Below are 20,574 nucleotides of genomic sequence, written 5' to 3'. Positions count from 1 at the left end.
CTCCTTTACAGGCTGCGGGCGGTGATGTCGCCGTAGGCGGTGGTGGCGTGGATGGTCAGGCCGGCGGCGGCGCCGTCGGTGTTCTTGAGCGCGTTGCTGACGCGGCCGTAGCCGGTGCCGGCGTCGAGGGAGGCGGAGACTCCCTGAGCGGCGCCGATGGTGATGTCGCCCTGCTGGGTGCTCAGGGTGACGGTGCCGCTCGCGGCCTCGTCGATGCGGATGTCGCCCCGCTGGGTGCGGATCTCGCCGGGGCCGGTGAGGCGGCCCACGGTGATGTCCCCGTCGGCGGCGGCGAGGCGGGCGCTTGCCGCCTCGTCGAGCTTGACCGAGCGGTAGCCGTCCGCGACGACGACATCGCCGAGCCGTCCGACGCCCCGGAACTCGGCGGCGGCCGTCTTCGCCTCGACGTGGGAACCGGCGGGCAGCTGGACGGTCACCTCGACGGCTCCGGAGGGGCCGAGGTACTTGTTCTTCGCGGGTGGCGCCGAGATCCGCAGCAACCCGTCGCCGTAGGTGACCTCGATCTCCTCCGCCGCCTTCACATCGCGGCTCTTGGCGGCGTTCGCGGGCAGCACCTCGACGGTCGTGTCGGCGCGGTCCGCGGCGATGAGCTGGATGCGTCCGGCCGGGATGTCGAAGTGGGCGGAGATCGGGGCGGCGGTGTCGAACTTCTGGATCGTGTGGTGGGCCTTGTACATGGTGTGCTCCTTGGCAGTCGCTGTTTCCGATGACAGAAACGCTACGTTGCATTCAATGATCTGGCAATCAAGTTGTTGCGCGTGATCGGCATCAATGCAGGTGAGAGCCCAGAAATCGTTGCAACGGTCCTGAACGTAACGCAACAAGCTCATCTCTGCTTGTTGCAATGAAATGGAAGTGAACGCTATGGTGGAGGCCACGGACCACGAAGGAGGCAGCGATGCCGGGAGGCAGACTCACCCAGCAGGAACGCCAGCAGATCGCGCTGGGACTGGCCGACGGCCTCGCCTACGCGGAGATCGCCAGGCGCCTGGAGCGCCCGACCTCGACCATCACCCGCGAGGTCATGCGCAACGGCGGCCCCACCGGCTACCGCGCCGACCTCGCCCACCGCGCCACCGAACACCGCGCCCACCGCCGCAAGCAGGCCGCACCCGCGAGTCCCGTGGCGCCCCCGCAGGCCTACGGACGCGACCCGGAGGCGGTGCGCGAGTACGAGGAGGTGTTCACCACCGTCCTTATGGCGTCGGGCACGCCCAAGATGATGGCCCGGGTGATGTCCTGCCTCTGCATCAGCGACTCGGGCAGCCTCACCGCGTCCGAACTGGCCCAGCGCCTCCAAGTCAGCCCGGCGTCCATCTCCAAAGCGGTCGCGTTCCTCGAAAGCCAGGGCCTGGTCCGCCGGGAACGCGACGACCGCCGCCGCGAGCGCTATGTCGTCGACGACGACATCTGGTACCAGTCGATGATGGCCAGCGCCCGGGCCCTCGAGCAGACCGTCCAGACCGCACGGCAGGGCGTCAGCGTCCTCGGCCCCGGCACCCCGGCCGGCGTCCGGTTCGAGAACATCGCCCGCTACCTCGACTTCATAGCCGAGAGCACCGCCCGCGCGGCGGAGCAGGCCCGCGACATCCTGCGGACGAAACCCGAGACGACGGCGGGCGGCACTGACTGAGCCACGTTCAGGTTGCCGTCTCCCTGTCCCACGCCCCCGACAGCCGCCGCGTCACGGCCGAACTCAGCGTCCGTACGCCGGAGGTCGAGCCCGGGTCGATGCCGGTGAGTTCGCGTACGCGGCGGAGGCGGTAGTCGAGGGTGCGGGGGTGGACGTTGAGGGCGGTCGCGGTGGCGCCGCGGTTCATGTCGTGGCGGTAGTACGCGTCGAGGGTGACGAGGAGATCGGGGCCGGAGGCGAGGCGCTGGGCCACCGTGTGGAGCCAGGCGTCGACGAACGGCACGTCCGCGACGGCGAGTTCGACGAAGACGTCCGGCATGGTGTGGGCCCGCAACCGGGCCGATGCCGGTCGCAGCGGGGCCGCCTTGCTGATCCGCCGGGCCCGGTCGAGGGCGTCGGCGAGTTCGGACCGGGGTGCGGTGGCGGTGCCGGCGGCGCAGGGGCGGCCGAGGGCCTCGGCGAAGTCACGTACGAGATCAGTCGCGGGCGCGGGGGACTGCCGTAACTCATCGTCCGCACACGGAGTTACGGTGATCAGCTCACCACCCCGCGTTCCGCCTTCCGGGCACCACACGACCGGTACCCGGTGCGTCTTCACCAGCGCCTCGATCTCGTTGTCCAGGTCACGGTCACCGGCGGGGCGGTCCGGCACCCGGATCACCGTCACCGCGCAGAATTCGGGGACGTCCAGGCCGAGGGCGGGGGCGAGGTCGGTGGCCATGGGGTCGCCGGTCAGCAGTGACCTGGCCAGCAGGGCGACCTGTTCGACGTACGGCAGTCGGCGGCGCAGCACCGTCACGAATCCCTGTCGGTAGGCGACGATGCCGCGGTCGCCCTGCGGGGCGAACCAGGTCATCACCTGCATGAGTTCCTCGACATCGCCGCCGCGTTGGCTCTCGGTCGCCTCGTGGATGTCGCGCAGCATGAGCGCGGTGTGCACGCGCAGCACCCGCTGCCGTGAATCCGAGGACATTCCGGCAGCGGCCCGAACCTCGCCGATGGTCGCGATGTAGCGGAGGTCGTCGGCGGTCAGCTCGCTGTTGCCCGGGGACAGTTCGATCGTCCGGCGCCGGAGCCACACCGAGTACTCCATCGTATCGCCCCTGGCCCGGGGGTCCGTATCCAGAAATCGGAACTCCGGAATCTCGCGTGCGTACGTCTCGACCTCCCGGCGGGCGTTGGTCGACGCCTGCCGGGCCAGTTCAGCGAAGAGGCTCCCCATGGACGGGAGCCTGCCAGCGCAGGTGAGCGGCTCGACAGACGAAATCCGGACGGGATTTATCACTTCGCGTGAATCGAAGACCGTGGTATCGACCCGGCATTTGTCACGGTGTGCAAAGTTCGCTGATCAAGGGGGTGTTGTGGGCAGATCCGGTTGTGGAGCTGCTGTGAAGGCGGCTAAATGGGAGCCGCCATGACGTCGAAATTCGCACTCGCAGAGGCGCTGCGCGCGCAATTTCATTCGATGGCATTCGATCAAACGGGAGGGAAACAGCCATGAAATCAGGAACCAGAAAGAGACTCGCGGCGGCGATCGCGGTCGTGTCCGTCTCCTCGGCGCTCATGCTGGGCCTGCCGGGCAGCGGCTCGGCCGCCGCCACCCCCAGCCTGGTGGCCTTCGGGATCACCGGTGACGGTACCCAGATGGCCATGTTCACCACCGACAAGCCGAACGTGAACAACTGGGTCAGGGACATCGTCGGGCTGAGTGGCGACACGACTCTGATCGGCATCGACTTCCGGGTGCAGAACGGCCTGATGTACGGCGTCGGCAACCAGGGCGGCATCTACACGATCAAGACCCCGCCGGCCACCACGGACGTCGTGATCACCAAAGTCTCCCAGCTCCAGTACACGCTGCACGGCACCAACTTCGGCGTCGACTTCAACCCGGCCGCCGACCGGCTGCGTGTGATCAGCGACACCGGCCAGAACCTGCGGCACAACCTCAACGACAACACGACCATCCAGGACGTGAACCTCACCACCCCGCCGATCGAGGGCACGACCAAGGGCGTCTCCGCCGCCGCCTACACGAACAACGACCTCAACGGGGCCACCGCGACCACGCTGTTCGATGTCAACACGACCACCGACCAGGTCGTCATCCAGTCCCCGGCCAACAACGGCACGCTGGCAGCGACCGGCAGCCTCGGCATCGACGCGCAGATCAACGCGGGCATGGACATCTTCAGCACCCTGTCGGGCGGCAAGACGGTCAGCAACGCCGCCTTCGCCGCTCTCTCCGTCCCCGGTGCCAACAGGCCTTCCCTCTACAGCATCAACATCTTCACCGGCGAGGCCACGCTCGTGGCCGACGCCGCCACGTCCAAGTTCGCCGTCAACCTCACGGACCTGGCCATCTCCCTCACGGGAAGCTGAGCCCGTACGTCAGCGTCCCGCCGGGCAGTTGCCCGGCGGGACGCCCCTGCACGACCGACTGCGCCCGCTGATCACGGCGCCTGTGCGCTGACGGACGCCGCCCCCGTGACCGTCCAGACGGCCATGCCCCACAGGGAGAGCGCGGAGATGAGGCCCACCACAAGGCGAACGGCCGTGTCCGGGCCGTTCGTGAGCCACACCGCCAGGCCCGACGCCCCGGCCGCGCTCAACAGGGCCGCCGGTATGCGCAGTGGGGGCTGCGGTGCCGTGGAGAGGGTGGGCCGTCGGGTCCGCGGTGGGGTAGGTGACGGCGAGTGCGGTGAGGCGTTCGGCCAGGGCGCGGTTCAACGCGGGCTGAGTGGCGATCATCCCGCTCAGCAGGGAGCGCAGGTCACGGCCCTCGGGTGTGAAGGTGGTCATCAGGGCCGTCTGGGCGCGGCTGGCGCACAGGGCGTCGACGGCCCGCCGGACATCAGCTGTCCCACGGGCCGCTCTGCGTGATGACGGGTCAAGGAGTGACCTGAGTGCCCCCGAAGGTCACGACCAGGCGGCCGTCCGAGGTGAAGGACCAGCCGAGGGCGCCGTCGTAGGAGGAGCAGCGGGAGCCGTTCGTGCCGGACCAGAACTGGTTGGAGCTGTCGGCGTTACCGATGATCCGGTCGTTCGTGCCGCTGCTGAAGCGGCATGAGGTGTTGTTCCGGAACACCGAAGTGCCCGCGTCGAAGTTGAAGTTGCGTTCGGTATTGTCGACGCTGACGTTGTTGGAGATCGTCATCGAGCCCGGGTTGCTGTTGTACGTGAACCCGTGCTTGCCGTTGTCGACGGCGAAGCTGCGCCGCACGATGTGGTTGACCGGCACGTCCTCGCCGCCGAGCTTGTAGCCGTTGCGGTCGCCGTTGCCGGCCTGGGAGCCGTCGCTGAGGGTGCCGTTCTCGTAGGAGAGGGAGTCCTCGATGGTCACCGGGCCGATGGGGTCCTCGTCGGCGTAGGTGTAGAGGTCCCAGCCGTCGTCGATGTTGTTGTGCGCGACGGCGTTGCGGAAGACGTTCCCGGTCCCCGAGGTCAGCTTCGCGGCGAAGCCGTCCGCGTCCTCGCCGTCCGAGTCGGCGTTGTCGTGCGACTCGGCGCTGAGGATCAGGTTGTTGGACGGCCACTGGGCGGTCGGCGTGGTGGAGGTCATCCGGCCGAGCTGCAGTCCCGTGTCGCGGTTGAAGCGGGTCACCGTGCGCTCGATGACGTTGTTGCTGCCGCCGACGAAGATGCCGTTGTCCCCGGCCCGTTCGACGATCAGACCCTTGATGTGCCAGTACGACGCGTTGAGCTGGAGCCCGCGGTTCGACGAACTCTCGGTCTGCGCCGAGAAGTTGAGCACCGGCGTCTCGCCCGGGTAGGCGGACAGGGTGGTGCGGGCACTCGCGGAGCCGTTGCTGCCGGCCGGGATGGTGACCGTCGAGGCCTGGTTGTACGTCCCACCGCGCAGGTAGATGGTTCCGCCCGCGGAGATCCGGCTGATCGCCGAGGTGAGCGTCGTGGGCGCGGCCTGCGTTCCGGCCGCGCCGTCGGTGCCGTTCGGGGCGACGTAGAGCGCGCTGCCAACAGGCGGAGTGGTGCCGTCCGTCACGACCTCGACGTAGTCGATGTTCGGCAGGCCGGCCGCGGTGGTCGGGGCCAGCCGGATGGTGTTGCTGCCCGCGTTCACCGGCACGGTCAGCGTCTTGGTGACCCAGGTCGACCAGGCGCCCGTGCCCTCGAACGACGGCGTCTGCACCGTGGACCCGTTGACGACCAGTCCGGCCGGGCGTGCGGCGGTGGTGCCGTTGGCGAAGCGGATGTGCAGGGTCGCCGTGCCCGATGCGGGTGCGGTCACGGTGAACTGGGCAGAGCCGCTCGTGGAGTTGGTGCCGTTGCAGAACCCGCTGCCCGAGTAGCCGGCCCAGTCGGAGTCGACGGTGCCGGTGCAGACCGCCGGGGAACTCTCGGCTTCGTAGCGGGTGGTCGCCGCCTGTGCCGCGGGGGTGGCGGACAGCGCGACGAGTGTCCCGGCCAGCAGGCCGACGGACGCGATGACTGGTCTCACTGGTCTCAGTCGCATCGTTCGTCTCCAAGTCGGTTGGATTCGCGTGCGGTGGGTTTGGTTCACATCCAGATGAGGGAAAGCGCTTTCTCGGAAGCTAGAGGCATGATGTGAGCGCGTCAATGACTTGTACATGATTGCTGTTCACTAACATGAACTGCCGTGCAGGGGCGGCGTTCTCACGGCTTTGCCATCTCTTTACAACCCGACCCGCCCCCGCCTCGTCTCTCCGCTCGACCCGTCACACAGTCCGCCGCATACCGGGCGGGCCGACGAAAGAGAGCGAAACGATGCGTCGAACTGTCCTCAGCGTCCTGGCACTTGCGTGCACCGCCGTACTGGCGGCCACCGGGCCCGCGTTCGCCGACGGGGCGACGACCCCGGCCCCCAAGGCGACCACCGCCCCGAGTCCCGTACCGGACGAGGACGGAAGCCCGAGTCCCGCGCCGGCCGAACCGACGACTGTCGCGCCGACGGAGGACACCCCCAGCCCCGAGCCGACCCTCGCCCCGAGTGATCAGGTCTCCGTCGTCCCCAGCGGCGCCCCCGACACCGGAGTGACGTCGCAGGACTCGGGGCCCGGCGCCGGAATGATCGGCGGCGGTGCTGCCGCGGCGCTGGGGCTGAGTGGCGCGGCGGTCTTCGTCGTACGGCGTCGGCGGGCGACCGGGGCATGACGGAGCTGCTCTCCAGGCGTGGGCCGCTCTCCAGGCGTACGTTCGCGACCGCAGCGGCGGGTGCGCTGACGGCCTCGTTCCTCGCGGGGTGCGGCGGCGGCCACGAGGGCGTGCGGACCGAGCAGGACACGGGAAGCACACCGCGGTCGACGACACCGCGGTCAACGCCCGGTCCCGCCAAGGCGGTCGGCCATTCCGTGCCCGTCCGGCTGCGCATCCCCGGCATCGAGGTCGACACCCCGGTCATCCGGCTGGGGCTGGCGTCGGACGGCACCGTGGAAGTACCGCCGGTCACCGCGCACGACCGGGCGGGCTGGTACGGGCACTCGCCGACGCCGGGTGAGGTCGGCCCGTCGGTGATCCTCGGCCATGTCACGGTCGGTGAGTACGGCGACGGAGTCTTCCGGCATCTCGACCAGCTGCGCCGCGGCGACCGGATCGAGGTGCGCCTGGGGAACGGTACGGAGACGGAGTTCGCCGTCACTGCCGTACGGACGGTCGCCAAGGCGGAGTTCCCGACGGACGACGTCTACGGTGACGTAGGCCGCCCGGAGTTGCGACTGATCACCTGCGGTGGGCCCAAGAGCGGCGACGAGTACCGCGACAACGTGATCGTCTTCGCCGCGCTGAGCAAGAGCTGAGGACTAGTTGAGGACGCGTTGATGTGCTGAGCGCGTGCTGAGCGTGCGCTGAGAACGAGTTGAGCCGCCCCCCACAACCCGCACCACCCTGGAGAGCGTTGAAACGGTCCCGCGACACGGCAGCGTCCGAGCTGTTCGCCGCCCTCTACCCGCGCCTGGCCGGCTGGTGCCGCCGTCTCGTCGACGACGACGAGACGGCGCACGAGATCGCGTCGGAGGCGTTCACCCGGCTGTGGGCCCGCTGGACGAAGGTGGAGGAGCCCCGCGGTTTCCTCTACGTCACGGCCGCGAACCTGGTCCGGGACCACTGGCGCAAGCTGGAGCGCGAGCGCAGGGCCGTGCGCCGGGCCACCCATGAAGTCGCGGTGCGCCCGCACGCCGAACCGGCGGACCCGTCCGTACGGCTGCTCGTGCAGTCCCTGCCGGAACGACTGCGCGTGCCGATCCTGCTGCACTACTACGCTGACATGCCGATCCGGGAGGTGTCCGTGCTGACCGGACGTAAGGAAGGAACCGTCAAGGCCGACCTCCACGCGGCCCGCGAACTGCTCCGCGTCCAACTGAGGAGAAGCCTTGACCACACGCTTTGACGAGGACCCGGAGTTCGCGCCGGACGACCCCCTGGCGGTGATCCTCCGTCCCGCCTCCGAGCACCTCGCTCCGCCCCCCGGCCACTACGAGACGATCCGCCGCACCGCGTCCCGCCGCCGACTGCTCCGCGCCGCCGCCGGAGCGGCCCTGACCTGCGCCGTCGCCACGCTGATCGCCCTGCCGGTCCACCTTTCCACCCCCACCTCTCCTGCCGCCCCCTCGGCTCCGCTCGCACCACCGCCCCCGAGCGGTCGTACGACACCCCCCGCACCGTCGGCGCCCTCCACCACCCCCTCGCCGTCCGACGCGAGCGACAGCCCCACCCGGAACCCCGGCACCGACGTGCCCCTCGCGCCGCCGAGCAACACAACGGTGCCCACACCCGCCTGGCCGTCCGCGGAGGCGCCCGCGACGGAGGCCGCCCCGTCCGAGGGAAGTCCCTGACACGGCGACACGGCCGACATGCGCTGGGGCTGGTTTGCGATGAGTGGCGGGTAATTCCCGCATAAGTTGTGCCTGTTCCGTTCGCACCACTTATCCGCTCTTCCCGTGCACCGAGGCCCCCACATGCCCAGTTCCCGCAAGCCCAGAACGATGCGCCCGTCGCTGCGCCGCGCGCTCGTGATCGTGGCGACCGTCCCCCTCGCCGCGACGATGCTCACCGCTCCGTCAGCCGCCGCCGACCCGGCAGCCGCGCAGCGTTCCACCGCCGAACTCGACCGCGACGAACGGAAGATGGCGCGCAACCTCGACATCCGGGTCCGGGACCGGCGGCTGGGCGGCCGGGTCAGCGGTGTCGTCATCGACGCCGCGTCCGACAGGAGGATCTGGGGTCACCACGCGGCGACCGCGCTGATGCCCGCGTCCAACGTCAAACTCGCCACCGCCGTCGGGGCGTTGACCGTCCTCGGCCCCGACCACCGGTTCACCACCAAGGTCGTCCACGGCAGCGGCACGCTCACCCTCGTCGGCGGCGGCGACCACACCCTGACCACCGGGAACCTCGACGGGCTGGCCAAGGACGCGGTCGCGGGTCTGAAGAGGGCCGGTGTGACGTCGGTGCGGGTCCGCGTCGACGGGCGTCTCTTTCCCAGGCCCACCCGTGCCACCGGCTGGAAGCGCGGCTACTACCCCGGCGAGGTCACGCCGGTACGGGCGCTGGCCGTGGCCGGGCACGACGTCATGGACACCTCGCTCGACGCGGGGCAGGTCTTCGCGCGGCTCCTGGCCCAGCGGGGCGTCACCGTCACCGGTGGCGTCAACCGCGGTGCGGCCGGGGCCCGTGACGTCACCGTCGGGCAGCACCGGTCGGCCAAGCTGTCCAGGATCGTGCGGCGGATGCTCAAGGTGAGCGACAACGACATCGCCGAGTCGCTGCTGAGGATGACCGCGCTCGGCGCCGGACGCCCGGCCACCTTCGAGGGCGGGACGGCGGCCGTACGGACGGTGCTCAGTGGGACGTACGGCGTGTCACTGGCCAACTTCCGGATGTACGACGGCAGTGGGCTGTCCCGGGCCACCCGGATCCCCGCGCAGACCCTGGCCGAGATCCTCGACCTGACCGTCGACCCGCGCCACTCCCGGACGCTGAAGCATGTCGCGGACGGACTGCCGGTCGCCGGGCAGAGGGGCGCCACTCTCGGGCCGGAGTGGGGCCGCTTCGACACCGCGGCCTCGAGGTGCGCCGTCGGAAAGGTCAGGGCCAAGACCGGCACCCTCACCGGGGCCATCGCGCTGAGCGGCATGACGAAGGCTCAGGACGGTCGCTGGAAGGTCTTCTCCTTCGTGGAGAACGGCTCCCCCGCCAACCCGACCGCCACCAAGGACGCCCTCGACGGCCTCGCCGCCACGGTCAACGGCTGTTGGGCCTGAGCGGGGGACCCGCGAACCCACGACCGGCGCCGGACAGTCCTGGCGCCGGTCGGTGGCCACGGTCGCTCAGAGGCCGAACTCCTGGGGGGACAGGCCGAGTACCCCGCACGCCTCGCGCAGGACCTGCTCCTCGGCCGGGGCGATGTAGCCGTCCGCGCCCGCCACCACGAAGCCGGTCTGTACGACGGCCCTGGCCTCGGTCGGCTTCTTCGCGGCCTTGGCGATCTCCTGCATGGCCTCCGCCTTGGCGTGCTGGAAGTTGACCGCGAGCTGGTCGACATGCTTGTTGAACCGCTGCCGCAGCTGGTCGGGCGGGAAGTTCTGCAGCACGTCGTTGCTGACGATCAGCGACTCCACGTGCTGCCGCTCGGCCGGGTCGACCGTCCCGTCGGCGGCGGCGACCAGGGCGCACATGGCCATGCTGGCGTCCCGGTAGGCGCCGCTCTTCAACTCCGTCTTCAGTGACGTGAGCTGGGTCTTGAGCGTGCTCACCAGCTGCGCCTTCGATCCCCCGCCGGACCGCGCACCCGGAGTCCCGTGACCGCCGGGGCCCCGCGACCCCTGCTGCAGCCCCTTGGCCTGGTCCTTGATCCGATCCCACATCGCCATACGTGCCACCTCGGCTTGAGCCCACATCGTTCGGTCGCCCGCACCATTCCCGGGCTTCCTCCTGGCAACGCCTCCCCACGGCCCGAAGTTCCTCCGACACCAGTGGGGCACAAGTGTCTCCTGGTGCAGACCTGCTGCTCTGTGACCCCTGGGAATGTGGCTGATCTGCGGCTGTCGAACGCAGTATCGATCCAGCATATGGGCCTCATATCAGCCACACAGAAGGTGACTGACTGTCCATGTGCCTCGCCGACTGCCCGCCGGGCAATTGCCTGATGGGTGGACGGATGACCGTTTGGGTTGAACTCTGTTCAATCGTGAACGGTTTCTCTCCGTTACCTGCCAGTGTTCAGGCCAAGTTGCGCTCCATAGCGCACAGTTGGCGCGGAATGCAATCTACCGTTTTTCGGCCAACCCTCCATGCTGATCTTGGCTGGGATGGATCGATAAGTAGACAATCTTCTGGGCGGTCGGCCCTTGGGCGAGGAACCACTGCCCGACGAATGACCCCCGGCTCCGCACGGAGCCGGAGGCAGCGTGCTGGAGGGGTTGTGGAACGCTACTTTTTCACCAGCGGGTGGCACGATGACCTGCGACGAACGGTGCGCGAGTTCGCCGAACGAGAAGTTCGCCCCCGGATAGCGGAGATGGAGACTTCGCGAGCGGTGGCACACGACCTGTCCCGGCTCATCGCCCGGCAGGGCTGGATCGGCGTGACCATCGACAAGGTGTACGGCGGTATGGGCGCCGGACATCTGGCCAAGACCATCATCATCGAGGAGCTCGCCCGCGTCAGCGGAGCGATGGGGGCCATGGTGCAGGCCTCCCAGCTGGGCGTCGCCAAGATCATTCACTTCGGCGACGAACTGCAGAAGCGCACCTGGCTGCCGCGTATCGCCGCGGGCGACTGCCTGCCGACGATCGCGGTGACCGAACTGGCGTCGGGCGGCCATGTCCTCGGGATGAGCAGCACCGCCGTCCGTGACGGCGACGACTACATCCTCAACGGACACAAGGTCTTCGTCGGCAACAGCCACGTCGGCGACCTGCACGGAGTGGTCGTACGCACCGGCGAGGGAGCGCAGGGCCTGTCGGCCTTCCTCGTCGAGTCGGACCGCCCCGGCTTCTCGCTCGCCGCACACCAGCCGGCGATGGGCCTGCACGGCTTCAGCTTCGGCAAGCTGATCTTCGACAACCTCCGCATCCCCGCGGCCAACCGGCTCGGCGCGGAGGGCCAGGGCCTGGCCGTCGCCTACTCGTCCAGCATCCTCTACGGACGCCCCAACCTCACCGCCGTATCCCTCGGCATCCACCAGGCCGTCCTGGAGGAGACCACCGCCCTGTGCATCGAGCGGGAGCGCTACGGCGCACCCCTCGGCGCCCTCAACAGCATCAAGCTCAAGCTGGGCCGCATGAAGTCCCGGCTGATGACCGCCCGGCTGGCCGCGTATCACGCCGTGCACCTGCTCGACCAGGGGCTGCCCTGCGACGCGGAGCTGATGAACGCGAAGTTCCTCAACCACGAGTCCGCCGTCGAGTCGGCCAAGGACGCGATGGAGATCCACGGCGCGGCAGGCCTCTTCACGGACCGCCCGATCGAGCGCTACCAACGCGACGCCCACCACATCTACGCCCCCGCCGGCACCTCCGACATCCAGCTCCTGAGACTGGGCGAGGTAGCCCTCGGCACATCCAAGGGCCAGTGGTCAGAACGCTTGTCCCACCTGGTCCGGACGGTAGGGCCGCACTTCAGAGAGGACCAACTGGAGCCGGCAGCGGGCTGAAGCGGCCCCCCGCGCCCCGTTAGGGGCGCGGGGAACTGCGCGACCAGCCACAACGGACCCGCAGACGAAGCGAATCCGGCCGTCCAACGGCGAGACTCGTTCAGATGCCGCCCCGCTCCTCCATCACATGGATCCGCTCGACCAACTGCTGCGCCAGCGACTTGATCGTCGCCAGCCCTTCCCGCCCCCACGGATGCGTATCCGTGTCGACCACGCAGATCGTCCCCAACGCCATCCCGGTCTTCCAGTCGATCAGCGGCGCCCCCATGTAAGAGCGGATGCCGATCTCATCCACGACCCGGTTGCCCGCGAACCGCGGATAGTCGCAGACGTCCTCGAGGACGAGCGCCTTCTTGCGGACCACGACATGCGGGCAGTACCCCTGGTCCCGCGTCATCGTGCGGCCCACCTGCTGCTCCTGCGGCGCCGCCTCCAACTGCACACCGGGCTTCCCGGCGGCGTAGAGACCGGCGAAGTACTGGCGGTTCTCGTCGATGAAGTTGACCATCGAGAACGGCGCACCGGTGACCTGCGCCAGATTGCGCGCGAACTCGTCGAACTCCGGGATGGGGGTGTCCCCGATGCCGAGCTCGCGCAGCCGGGCCACCCGGGCCGGCGCGTCCCGGTCCTCGGGGGTCAGCAGCAGGTGGCTGGTCGGGTCGAACTGGGTCGGCGGGGTGTAGGGAACCGGGGCTGACATGCAGGCTCCATTCGGCCGCGCTGAGGGTGCCTCAGCGCAGCGGGTTGAGTTCCGCGGGCGGAGTGCCGGGAGTCGAGGCGAGCAGATGCTGAACGAGTGCGATCAGTACGCGGGTTGCGGAGTTGCACTGCCGTGCGTCACACATCACGACGGGTATCTCGGGCTTGAGGGCGAGGGCCGCGCGGACTTCCTCGGCCTCGTAGCGATAGCCGTTGTCGAACTCGTTGACGGCGACGATGAAGCCGATGCCGCGCCGTTCGAAGAAGTCGACCGCGGCGAAGCAGTGGTCCAGTCTTCGGGTGTCCGCGAGGACCACCGCGCCCAGGGCCCCGTTGGACAGCTCGTCCCACATGAACCAGAACCGCTCCTGTCCGGGCGTACCGAACAGATACAGCACATGGTCCTGGTCCAGGGCCAGCCGGCCGAAGTCCATCGCCACGGTGGTGGTCGTCTTGTCCTCGACGCCCACCAGGCTGTCCGTGCGCGCGCTGACCTGGGTCAGCAGTTCCTCCGTGCTGAGCGGCTCGATCTCGCTGACCGCGCCGACGAAAGTGGTTTTGCCGACCCCGAAGCCTCCCGCGACGAGGATCTTCAGGGCGGTGGGAAAGGGATCAGATCCGCTTTCGAAGGCCATGCAGCACCGCCTCCAAGGTGTTTCGGTCGGTCGGGGAGGCTGCCTCGACGGGACGCGGCGACCGCATGGCGAGCGCCTGGTGCGTCACGAGGTCGGACAGCAGGACTTTGGTGATGACGGCCGGCAGCCGCAGATGGGCGGCCACCTCGGCGACCGACACGGGCGCGTCGCACAGGGCGAGCACCTGGTCGTAGTCGGGTCCGAGGTAGGCCGGCGGCCGGACGCCGGTGGCGATCACGAGGGTGAGCAGGTCGAAATGGGCCGAGGGCCGGGTGCGGCCGTTGCTGACGGTGTACGGCCGTACCAAGCGGCCGGCCTCGTCATCGAGCCACGACTCGTCATCGGCGTCCGACACGTTCAACGCCCCGCGTCCGGCGAACCGCCGGGCACCTGCTGTCGGGCCGGGGTGGACAGATACGGGCGCACGCTCTTGACCAGCATGGCCATCTCGTAGCCGAGTACGGCCGCGTCGGCGTCCCGCTCGGCCAGCACGGCCAGACAGGCGCCCGAGCCGGCCGCGCAGACGAACAGCAGCGCGGTGTCCAGCTCCACCACCACCTGCCGTACGTCCGCTCCCTGGGCGAACTGCACCCCCGCGCTGCGGGCGAGGGAGTGCAGGCCGGATGCCAGGGCGGCCAGGTGTTCCGCCTCGGTCGATGTCTCGAACCCGTCAAAGGCCTTCGCCAGTCCGTCGGAGGACAGCAGCAGGGCGCTGCGGGTGTAGGGGACCCTCTGGACGAGTCCGGCCAGAAGCCAGTCCAGATTCTTCTGCTGGCCGGCGTACATGTCGCTCACGGTGGCGTTCTTCTCCTTGTCCGAAAACGGAGCCAGTGGTCATCGGGAGCCGTCGGGGTGCGGCTCGTCGGGTTCGTTGTCGGCCAGGTCGATCCCGCGCCGGAACATGGCCATCAGCCCCGGGTCGTGCTCCACCTCCTGGTCGTCGGACCGGCGTGGGGCGGGGCCGTTGCGGAGTTCCGGCACCAGGTGCTCCTGTGCGTGGCGCTGCGGCAGCGGCGGCCGTCCGTCCCGGCCGTCCGAGCCGAGGGAGGGACCGCGGTCGTACGCCTGAGGAGCTGCGGCACCTCGTGGCTGCTGCGGCGGGGTGTATGGCGGCGGCGTGCCCGTTCCCCGGGCCTGCTGCTGCGCCATGGGGTGGGGTGCGGCAGGCGCGGCGGACTGTGCGTGTGCCTGTCCCTGTGCGTGTGCCTGGGCCGGCGGCAGCGGCTGGCGCAGGGCGGGCGGCGGCGTCACGGGCCGGGCGGAGGGTGCCCGGCCGGACTGCTGCTGTGCGCCGGCGATCTGCTGCTGGTGCGGGATCTGCTGTGGCGCGATCTGCTGCTGGTGCGGGATCTGCTGTGGCGCGATCTGCTGCTGGTGCGGGGTCCGCTGCTGGGCGATCTGCTGCTGGTGGGGCGGGACCGGGCGCTGCGCCGGGGCCTGGGCCACCTGCGGCGGTCTCTGCGTCTCGTGGGCCGCGCGCGCGGGCGCGTTCTCGGGCTCGTCGCCGAGCAGACCGGGCGGGATGATCAGGATCGCCTGGATACCGCCGTAGATGTTGCTCTGCAGCCGGACCGCGATGCCGTGGCGGCGGGCCAGCGCGGAGACCACGTACAGGCCGATGCGGCCGTCGGCGAGCAGCTTGCTGAGGTCGATGTGGTCGGGCTCGGCCAGCAGGGCGTTGATCCGCGCCTGCTCCTGCAGCGGCATCCCCAGACCGCGGTCCTCGACCTCGATGGCGAGCCCCGACGTCACCCGCTGGGCGCGCAGCAGGACTTGGGCGTGCGGCTCGGAGAACATCGTGGCGTTCTCGACGAGTTCGGCCAGCAGGTGGATGACGTCGGCGACGGCGTGGCCGCGCACGGTGCCCTCGATCGGCGGCACCAGCTTGACCCGGGAGTAGTGCTCGACCTCGGCGATCGACGAACGCAGCACCTCGGTCAGGGTCACCGGGCGGGTCCACTGGCGGCGGGAGACGGAGCCGCCGAGCACGGCGACGTTCTCCGCGTGGCGGCGGATGCGGGTGGCCAGGTGGTCGACGTGGAAGAGGCCCTTGAGCAGTTCCGGGTCCTCGACCTCGTTCTCCAGCTGGTCGAGCATGTTGATCGCGCGGTGCACGAGGGACTGCAGCCGCCGGGCGAGGTTGACGAAGACCTCGACGCGCTCCTCGCTGTCCTGCGCGCTGGAGCGGGGCAGCTGTGCCGACTGGGCCAGGGCCGTGCAGGCCTGCCAGGTGCCGACGCGGATCTCGTACGCGAGCCGGTCGACCGGGTCGGCGGGCGGCGGGCCGGCCTGCGCGAACGGAGCCTGCTGCTCCAACGGCTCGCCCCGCTCCAGGCGTTGCAGCGTGCCCCGCAGTGCGGCCTGGCCTTCGGCGACGGCGCGGCGCAGCGGCGCGTACTCCCGTGACACGTTCCGGGCCTCGGCTCGCCCGGCGCGTACCGCACCGGCCAGCACTCCGCAGCCGAGCACGGCGCCGGCGGTCAGTACGGACCAGGTGGTGCCGTCCGCGGTGCCGTCCTGGGTGAGCAGTACGAAGACGATCAGCGCGGCGGAGAGGACCGCCATTAGGGCCGCGGGAAGAACGGCGAGACGCACCGTCCTCGAAAGTGTGGCCGAATCACTCGGCGTGTCCTGAGCCGGCGGCTTGGCATGCCTGTTCCGCGCCGAGCCCATGGCACCCGCCCGGTCGGGCTCCGAGCGCACTGCATAGGTCGGGGATTCGGGCATCGGAGTCCTCTCGATCAACCAGCTCGGACACACGGCGCGCAGCGCGAAGTAACCGTCAACTCAGGGTCAGTATTGGACAGTTAATAGGACAGCCACACTACGCCACCCTCCTCACACTGGCGTAATCGCATCACCACGGAAACGGAATCTTGGCCCGCCGAAACGATTCGGCGACGCTCTCGGCAACAATCCGGACACACCGCGTTGACGCGAGGGGTCTTGACGATGGCGAGAAAGGGACGCTGCGGCGTCGGGCGGCGTAAGCGGAATGCGGGGCGGGTGCCTGGGGGGGCCGAGCTTCCGGATCGGGCGCTGGTCTCCGTGCGAGAATGGATGCGCTCTTCATACGGCCCCGGCCTTCGCCCCGCCCTGATTCCTCGAGGTTCCCGTGACCAAGCCCGTCGTCCGCGAGCCGTTGCGTCGCAATTCGCGGGCCAACCGGGCGCGCATCCTGGCCACGGCCCGCCGGGAGCTGGGGCGGAACCCCGACGTCACGCTGGAGGAGCTGGCGCGCGCGGCGGGTGTCGTACGGCGCACTCTGTTCGGGCACTTCCCGGGGCGGGAGGCGTTGCTGGAGGCGCTGGCCGAGGAGGCCTCCGAGGCGCTGCGGAGCGCGCTGTCGGGTGCGCCGCTCACGGCGCCGGAACCGGCCGAGCGCGCGTTCGCCCACCTCGTGTTCTCGATGTGGCCCGTGGGAGACCGCTACCGCCTGCTGCTCTCGCTGGCCCAGCGCGACCTGGGCGCGGAACGCGTGGCAGAAGTTCTGGCACCGGCCCGTGAGCAGGCCACCGGCATCCTGGAGCGGGGCCAGCGGGACGGCGTCTTCCACACGCACCTGCCGGCCGCCGTGCTGAGCGCCGGGCTGGAGGCGATGACCGTCGCCCTGCTCGAGTCGGTCAACACCGGCGACCTGGAGGACGACGGCACCCGCACCGCCACCGCCTCACTCATCGCAGCCGGCGTGCCGCAGGAGCGGGCGCATGCCGTGGTGGAGGCGGTTGCGGCGTCGCGGGGTGTGGGCACGGGGTCCGGGGACGACGACTGAGCGGTCGTATGCGGCATCGGTCGCCGCACGTGCCATTCGCGGCGTGGTTGTCAGAGCAGGCGGCTACTCTCCCCGGCCATGACCACAGCAACCAACCGGTGTGCGATGTCCGATGCCTCCGTCATCGTGGCGCGAGACGCGGACGGCATGGTCGCCGTCCTGACCGCCGAATTCCCCCGGCACGGCGGTGAGTACGTGTTCCTGCCCGGAGGGCGCCGGGAGCGGGGTGAGGCACCGGAGGAGTGCGCGCGGCGGGAGCTGCGTGAGGAAGCCGGTGTCACCGCCCGGATGTGGCGGCCCCTCGGCTCGTACGCGATCATCCTGAACTCCACCGCCCGCATCCACCTCTACCTGGCCGAAGAGCTCACCTTGGGCCCGCAGCAACTCACGCCCGGCGAAGCGGACTTCAAGCTCATGTGGTGGCCGATGACGGACGCGATCCGGGCCGCCACCGAGGGACGTTTCCTGCTTCAGGGCGGCCCACTGGCGCTGCTGCCGGCCCAGCAGGTGACCGTGGCCTGACGCGCCCACGGACGAGATCATGTCGGGTAGAGGCCGGCCCGGAAGGTGAAGGAGACGAGTTGCGCTCGATCACGTGCGCCGACCTTCGTCATGGCCCGCACCGCATGCGTCTTCACGGTGAACGGCGACACGGACATCTGGGCCGCGATCTCGTCGTTGCCGAGACCGCTCGCGACGAGTACGACCACGTCCCGCTCCCTGGGTGTCAGGGCGTCGAAGCGTCGCAGCAGTTCCTGGTCGATCACCGGGGGCGGACTGTCGGTCATGTGGCCGATGAGCGCGGCTGTCGCGGCGGCCGAGAGCGCGCCGCCACCACCGACGACCTCGGTGATTCCGGCGACGAGTTCGGCGGGGCTCACGGTCTTGCTCAGGAAACCGTTGGCGCCCGCGCGAAGGGCGGCGAGAACGATGTCGTCCTGGTCGAACGTGGTCAGCACGATCACCCGCAGCATTTCGGGTGGGTGCTCCAGGCGGATCCGGCGGGTGGCTTCGACACCGTCGATGCCGGGCATCCGGATGTCCATCAGGACCAGGTCGACGGGGTGGTCCCGGAGGAAGGGGGCGACCTGGAGTCCGTCGGAGAGATCACCCGCGACAACGAGACTCGGGTCGAGCCGGAGCATCGCCTTGATGCCGGCCCTGATCTCGTCCTGGTCGTCGACGATCAGAATCCGCGTCGTCATACGGCGGCTCCCAGTGGGCTGAACTCCGCATGGACCCGGAATCGCCCGTCGTCACTGTCGATCGTCAGCCGCCCGCTGGAGGACTCGACGCGTTCCCGCATCCCCACGAGTCCGAGTCCGCTCCCCGAGCCGGAGCCGGAGCCGTGCCGTGAGTGACCGACGCGGTTCTCCACGGTGACGCAGATTCTGCCGTCGCGCTCGCGCACATCCACCGTTGCCGCCCCCTCTCCATGCCGGTACGCATTCGTGAGCGCTTCCTGAACGACCCGGTAGACCGTCACGCCGACGCTGGGCTCCACGAAACCTGCGGGGATGTCGATGGAGGGCCGGACATCGAGGCCGATGCTCTCGAAAGAAGCGACCAGGCCTTCCAGTCCGCTGAGTGCCGGGGTCGGCCGCAGCGCCTCGTCGTCGGAGATGTCGTCTCCGAGGCGGAGGAGCGCGAGGATCCGTTGCGTTTCGACGACGACGGTGCGGGCGCTGGACCTGGCCGAGACGAGGGCCTGCCGGGAGGGCTCGGCGTCTTCGGGCAGCCCGATCTCCGCGGCACCGAGATGCATGCTCAGCATCGCGACCTGGTGGCCGATGACGTCGTGGAGATCCCGGGCGATGCGGAGTCGTTCCTCGGTCACCCGGCGGGTGGCTTCGATCTCGCGGGTGGCGATGGCGCTTTCGGCCCGTTCCTCCAGGGTGCGCCAGTGCTCTCGATACATGCGCAGCGCGGCCCCCGTCGCACCTCCCGCTATGGCGGAGAAGAGTGCGGCGGCCCCCACGATCGCGCCGCCACGGAATCCTCCCACCGTCATGAACGCCCCCAGGAAGAACGCCGCCACGATGCCGGTTCCGACCAGCGGCTGCTTCCCCCTGAGGGTGACCGAGAACAGCACGAGCACGGCCATCATCCACACCGACAGCGGGTCGTGGCCCACCGCTGTGACGGCGAAGGACGCCGCGCTCGCCACGACCAGTCCTGCCCACGGCCGCCACCATGAGAGGGCGACACCGCCACCGGCGAGGAGCACGGAGAGAGCCGTCGGCCCGTCCGACCCTCGCAGGATCACTGCCACGATCTGGCCGGTGAACGCCAGCGCGGCCACCGCATAGGCGACGAGGTGCAGCGCCTCGGGGCGGCGAACCCACAGGGGTGCAAGGGGCCCGTCCTGATTGTTCCGCGCCTTGGCCATGGCCCGATTCTCGTCCACGTGTGCCGCGGCCGTGTACTTCGAATGATGTAGACGGCGAGCTCGGCCCAGGCCCCGATGCGAAGTGGATGGCAGAAGTACTTCGTGCGAAGTACGCGGCCCCTCCCGAGGCCGCTGAGACTCCTCATCGAGGCGACCGTCTCACACCGTCACGATCACAAACGGGACACTCGATGACTCAGACCACGGTGACTTCGAGCACGACCACGACCACCACCACGACGACGCCCTCCGGACTCCGGTCGCTCTACCTGATCCGAGCCGCCTTCTCCCTGATCTGGGTGGCACTCGTCGGCACGACCTCCGCCTCGCTCGTGTCGACGGACAGGCCCACAGCGATCGCGGCCGTGCTGCTCGTCATCTATCCCCTGTGGGACGCCATCGCCACGCTCCTCGGGCGTCGCAAGGCCGGCACCGGCTCCACGGACCGCGTCGATACGACCAACATGGCTCTCGGCCTCGCCACCGCCGCCGGGATGATCATCGCCGTCTTCTCCACCATCGGGACGGCCCTGCTCGTGTTCGGCATCTGGGCCCTCCTTTCCGGAGCGATCCAGCTCGTCGTGGCGATCCGGCGCCGACGCACCGTCGGTGCCCAGTGGCCCATGGTCATCAGCGGCGGACTGTCCGTCCTCGCCGGTGCCTCCTTCGCCGCCATGTCCGCCTCGGCGACGAGCAGCTTGTCCACCCTCGCCGGATACTCGGCTTTCGGTGCCTTCTGGTACCTCGTCTCCGTCATCGCCCTCAGCATCCGCATCCGACGCGAGCGGCGTTGAC

The 20,574-nt window shown here is 69.6% G+C and carries 23 protein-coding genes; 11 read left to right on the top strand and 12 right to left on the bottom strand.

Annotation, left to right across the window (positions count from 1 at the left end):
• Positions 1-5 precede the first annotated feature (5 nt).
• Positions 6-677 (bottom strand): DUF4097 family beta strand repeat-containing protein, encoded by a 672-nt coding sequence (locus tag OG828_RS24285; RefSeq protein WP_328504932.1) that lies wholly within the window; start codon positions 675-677, stop codon positions 6-8.
• A gap of 242 nt (positions 678-919) precedes the next feature.
• Here OG828_RS24285 and OG828_RS24280 point away from each other — a divergent pair, with 242 nt between their 5' ends.
• On the top strand, positions 920-1,654 hold the full coding sequence (locus OG828_RS24280) for a GbsR/MarR family transcriptional regulator (RefSeq protein WP_328360594.1): 735 nt from the start codon (positions 920-922) through the stop codon (positions 1,652-1,654).
• Positions 1,655-1,661: 7 nt separating this feature from the next.
• On the opposite strand, the gene OG828_RS24275 is transcribed toward OG828_RS24280, so the two are convergent.
• Entirely contained in the window at positions 1,662-2,876 is a 1,215-nt protein-coding gene (locus tag OG828_RS24275) for a PucR family transcriptional regulator (protein WP_328502318.1), read from the bottom strand.
• Positions 2,877-3,151: 275 nt separating this feature from the next.
• Between OG828_RS24275 and OG828_RS24270 the strand changes: the two genes are divergently transcribed.
• Positions 3,152-4,036 carry a DUF4394 domain-containing protein gene (locus OG828_RS24270; protein WP_328502317.1) on the top strand — a complete coding sequence of 295 codons (885 nt, stop codon included), beginning with the start codon at positions 3,152-3,154 and terminating at the stop codon, positions 4,034-4,036.
• A 71-nt stretch (positions 4,037-4,107) separates the two neighbouring features.
• Here OG828_RS24270 and OG828_RS24265 read toward each other — a convergent pair whose 3' ends face one another.
• Complete coding sequence (locus OG828_RS24265; protein ID WP_328502316.1) at positions 4,108-4,266, bottom strand: hypothetical protein; 159 nt, start codon at positions 4,264-4,266, stop codon at positions 4,108-4,110.
• Positions 4,267-4,544: 278 nt separating this feature from the next.
• A complete protein-coding gene (locus tag OG828_RS24260; protein ID WP_328502315.1) occupies positions 4,545-6,128 on the bottom strand; it encodes a carbohydrate-binding protein in 1,584 nt (527 codons plus the stop codon).
• A gap of 272 nt (positions 6,129-6,400) precedes the next feature.
• Between OG828_RS24260 and OG828_RS24255 the strand changes: the two genes are divergently transcribed.
• From OG828_RS24255 to dacB, 5 genes are all read left to right on the top strand, one after another.
• Positions 6,401-6,787, top strand: a complete 387-nt coding sequence (locus OG828_RS24255) for a sortase-dependent protein (RefSeq protein ID WP_328502314.1) — start codon at positions 6,401-6,403, stop codon at positions 6,785-6,787.
• A complete protein-coding gene (locus tag OG828_RS24250; RefSeq protein WP_328502313.1) occupies positions 6,784-7,428 on the top strand; it encodes a class F sortase in 645 nt (214 codons plus the stop codon). Before OG828_RS24255 ends, OG828_RS24250 begins: the two co-directional genes overlap by 4 nt.
• 98 nt (positions 7,429-7,526) lie before the next feature.
• Positions 7,527-8,018: an RNA polymerase sigma factor gene (locus OG828_RS24245; protein ID WP_210573067.1), complete on the top strand. Its 492-nt coding sequence runs from the start codon at positions 7,527-7,529 to the stop codon at positions 8,016-8,018.
• Entirely contained in the window at positions 8,002-8,463 is a 462-nt protein-coding gene (locus OG828_RS24240) for a hypothetical protein (protein WP_328502312.1), read from the top strand. The genes OG828_RS24245 and OG828_RS24240 overlap by 17 nt, the downstream gene beginning before the upstream one ends.
• A 123-nt stretch (positions 8,464-8,586) precedes the next feature.
• Positions 8,587-9,891: a D-alanyl-D-alanine carboxypeptidase/D-alanyl-D-alanine endopeptidase gene (gene dacB, locus OG828_RS24235; protein ID WP_328502311.1), complete on the top strand. Its 1,305-nt coding sequence runs from the start codon at positions 8,587-8,589 to the stop codon at positions 9,889-9,891.
• 66 nt (positions 9,892-9,957) lie between these two features.
• On the opposite strand, the gene OG828_RS24230 is transcribed toward dacB, so the two are convergent.
• On the bottom strand, positions 9,958-10,500 hold the full coding sequence (locus tag OG828_RS24230; protein ID WP_328360563.1) for a tellurite resistance TerB family protein: 543 nt from the start codon (positions 10,498-10,500) through the stop codon (positions 9,958-9,960).
• Between the two features lie 503 nt (positions 10,501-11,003).
• Here OG828_RS24230 and OG828_RS24225 point away from each other — a divergent pair.
• The gene (locus OG828_RS24225) at positions 11,004-12,284 is read left to right on the top strand and encodes an acyl-CoA dehydrogenase family protein (RefSeq protein ID WP_328360560.1); all 1,281 of its coding nucleotides are present in this window, start codon (positions 11,004-11,006) and stop codon (positions 12,282-12,284) included.
• A 100-nt stretch (positions 12,285-12,384) separates the two neighbouring features.
• On the opposite strand, the gene OG828_RS24220 is transcribed toward OG828_RS24225, so the two are convergent.
• The 5 genes from OG828_RS24220 to OG828_RS24200 are packed head-to-tail and all read right to left on the bottom strand — an operon-like array spanning position 12,385 to position 16,213.
• Positions 12,385-12,984 carry a GAF domain-containing protein gene (locus OG828_RS24220; RefSeq protein WP_328360557.1) on the bottom strand — a complete coding sequence of 200 codons (600 nt, stop codon included), beginning with the start codon at positions 12,982-12,984 and terminating at the stop codon, positions 12,385-12,387.
• 31 nt (positions 12,985-13,015) lie between these two features.
• Positions 13,016-13,618, bottom strand: coding sequence for a GTP-binding protein (locus tag OG828_RS24215; RefSeq protein ID WP_328360554.1), 603 nt, complete (start codon positions 13,616-13,618; stop codon positions 13,016-13,018).
• On the bottom strand, positions 13,596-13,979 hold the full coding sequence (locus OG828_RS24210; protein ID WP_328360551.1) for a DUF742 domain-containing protein: 384 nt from the start codon (positions 13,977-13,979) through the stop codon (positions 13,596-13,598). Before OG828_RS24210 ends, OG828_RS24215 begins: the two co-directional genes overlap by 23 nt.
• On the bottom strand, positions 13,976-14,404 hold the full coding sequence (locus tag OG828_RS24205; RefSeq protein ID WP_210573774.1) for a roadblock/LC7 domain-containing protein: 429 nt from the start codon (positions 14,402-14,404) through the stop codon (positions 13,976-13,978). The genes OG828_RS24210 and OG828_RS24205 overlap by 4 nt, the downstream gene beginning before the upstream one ends.
• A 48-nt stretch (positions 14,405-14,452) precedes the next feature.
• Entirely contained in the window at positions 14,453-16,213 is a 1,761-nt protein-coding gene (locus OG828_RS24200) for a sensor histidine kinase (RefSeq protein WP_328502310.1), read from the bottom strand.
• Between the two features lie 520 nt (positions 16,214-16,733).
• Between OG828_RS24200 and OG828_RS24195 the strand changes: the two genes are divergently transcribed.
• Both OG828_RS24195 and OG828_RS24190 read left to right on the top strand, forming a co-directional pair.
• Positions 16,734-17,390 (top strand): TetR/AcrR family transcriptional regulator, encoded by a 657-nt coding sequence (locus tag OG828_RS24195; protein ID WP_328360545.1) that lies wholly within the window; start codon positions 16,734-16,736, stop codon positions 17,388-17,390.
• Between the two features lie 78 nt (positions 17,391-17,468).
• Positions 17,469-17,912 (top strand): NUDIX hydrolase, encoded by a 444-nt coding sequence (locus OG828_RS24190; RefSeq protein ID WP_328502309.1) that lies wholly within the window; start codon positions 17,469-17,471, stop codon positions 17,910-17,912.
• Positions 17,913-17,929: 17 nt separating this feature from the next.
• Here the strand turns inward: OG828_RS24190 and OG828_RS24185 are convergent, their stop codons facing one another.
• Entirely contained in the window at positions 17,930-18,595 is a 666-nt protein-coding gene (locus OG828_RS24185) for a response regulator transcription factor (protein ID WP_328439556.1), read from the bottom strand.
• Positions 18,592-19,779 (bottom strand): sensor histidine kinase, encoded by a 1,188-nt coding sequence (locus OG828_RS24180; protein ID WP_328502308.1) that lies wholly within the window; start codon positions 19,777-19,779, stop codon positions 18,592-18,594. Before OG828_RS24180 ends, OG828_RS24185 begins: the two co-directional genes overlap by 4 nt.
• Before the next feature lie 191 nt (positions 19,780-19,970).
• Between OG828_RS24180 and OG828_RS24175 the strand changes: the two genes are divergently transcribed.
• On the top strand, positions 19,971-20,573 hold the full coding sequence (locus OG828_RS24175) for a DUF308 domain-containing protein (protein ID WP_328360533.1): 603 nt from the start codon (positions 19,971-19,973) through the stop codon (positions 20,571-20,573).
• Position 20,574: the final 1 nt, after the last annotated feature.

This window comes from Streptomyces sp. NBC_00457 (assembly GCF_036014015.1).
In the GTDB taxonomy this organism is placed as follows: Bacteria; Actinomycetota; Actinomycetes; order Streptomycetales; family Streptomycetaceae; genus Streptomyces.
This window is presented reverse-complemented; position numbering and strand designations above follow the sequence as displayed.

Excerpts from the sequence above, each read along its gene's own strand:
- dacB (WP_328502311.1), top strand. The coding sequence starts at position 8,587 with ATGCCCAGTTCCCGCAAGCCCAGAACGATGCGCCCGTCGCTGCGCCGC.
- OG828_RS24175 (WP_328360533.1), top strand. The coding sequence starts at position 19,971 with ATGACTCAGACCACGGTGACTTCGAGCACGACCACGACCACCACCACG.
- OG828_RS24190 (WP_328502309.1), top strand. The coding sequence starts at position 17,469 with ATGACCACAGCAACCAACCGGTGTGCGATGTCCGATGCCTCCGTCATC.
- OG828_RS24280 (WP_328360594.1), top strand. The coding sequence starts at position 920 with ATGCCGGGAGGCAGACTCACCCAGCAGGAACGCCAGCAGATCGCGCTG.
- OG828_RS24225 (WP_328360560.1), top strand. The coding sequence starts at position 11,004 with ATGACCCCCGGCTCCGCACGGAGCCGGAGGCAGCGTGCTGGAGGGGTT.
- OG828_RS24185 (WP_328439556.1), bottom strand. The coding sequence starts at position 18,595 with ATGACGACGCGGATTCTGATCGTCGACGACCAGGACGAGATCAGGGCC.
- OG828_RS24260 (WP_328502315.1), bottom strand. The coding sequence starts at position 6,128 with ATGCGACTGAGACCAGTGAGACCAGTCATCGCGTCCGTCGGCCTGCTG.
- OG828_RS24255 (WP_328502314.1), top strand. The coding sequence starts at position 6,401 with ATGCGTCGAACTGTCCTCAGCGTCCTGGCACTTGCGTGCACCGCCGTA.
- OG828_RS24230 (WP_328360563.1), bottom strand. The coding sequence starts at position 10,500 with ATGGCGATGTGGGATCGGATCAAGGACCAGGCCAAGGGGCTGCAGCAG.
- OG828_RS24205 (WP_210573774.1), bottom strand. The coding sequence starts at position 14,404 with ATGTACGCCGGCCAGCAGAAGAATCTGGACTGGCTTCTGGCCGGACTC.
- OG828_RS24250 (WP_328502313.1), top strand. The coding sequence starts at position 6,784 with ATGACGGAGCTGCTCTCCAGGCGTGGGCCGCTCTCCAGGCGTACGTTC.
- OG828_RS24270 (WP_328502317.1), top strand. The coding sequence starts at position 3,152 with ATGAAATCAGGAACCAGAAAGAGACTCGCGGCGGCGATCGCGGTCGTG.
- OG828_RS24215 (WP_328360554.1), bottom strand. The coding sequence starts at position 13,618 with ATGGCCTTCGAAAGCGGATCTGATCCCTTTCCCACCGCCCTGAAGATC.
- OG828_RS24180 (WP_328502308.1), bottom strand. The coding sequence starts at position 19,779 with ATGGCCAAGGCGCGGAACAATCAGGACGGGCCCCTTGCACCCCTGTGG.
- OG828_RS24275 (WP_328502318.1), bottom strand. The coding sequence starts at position 2,876 with ATGGGGAGCCTCTTCGCTGAACTGGCCCGGCAGGCGTCGACCAACGCC.
- OG828_RS24220 (WP_328360557.1), bottom strand. The coding sequence starts at position 12,984 with ATGTCAGCCCCGGTTCCCTACACCCCGCCGACCCAGTTCGACCCGACC.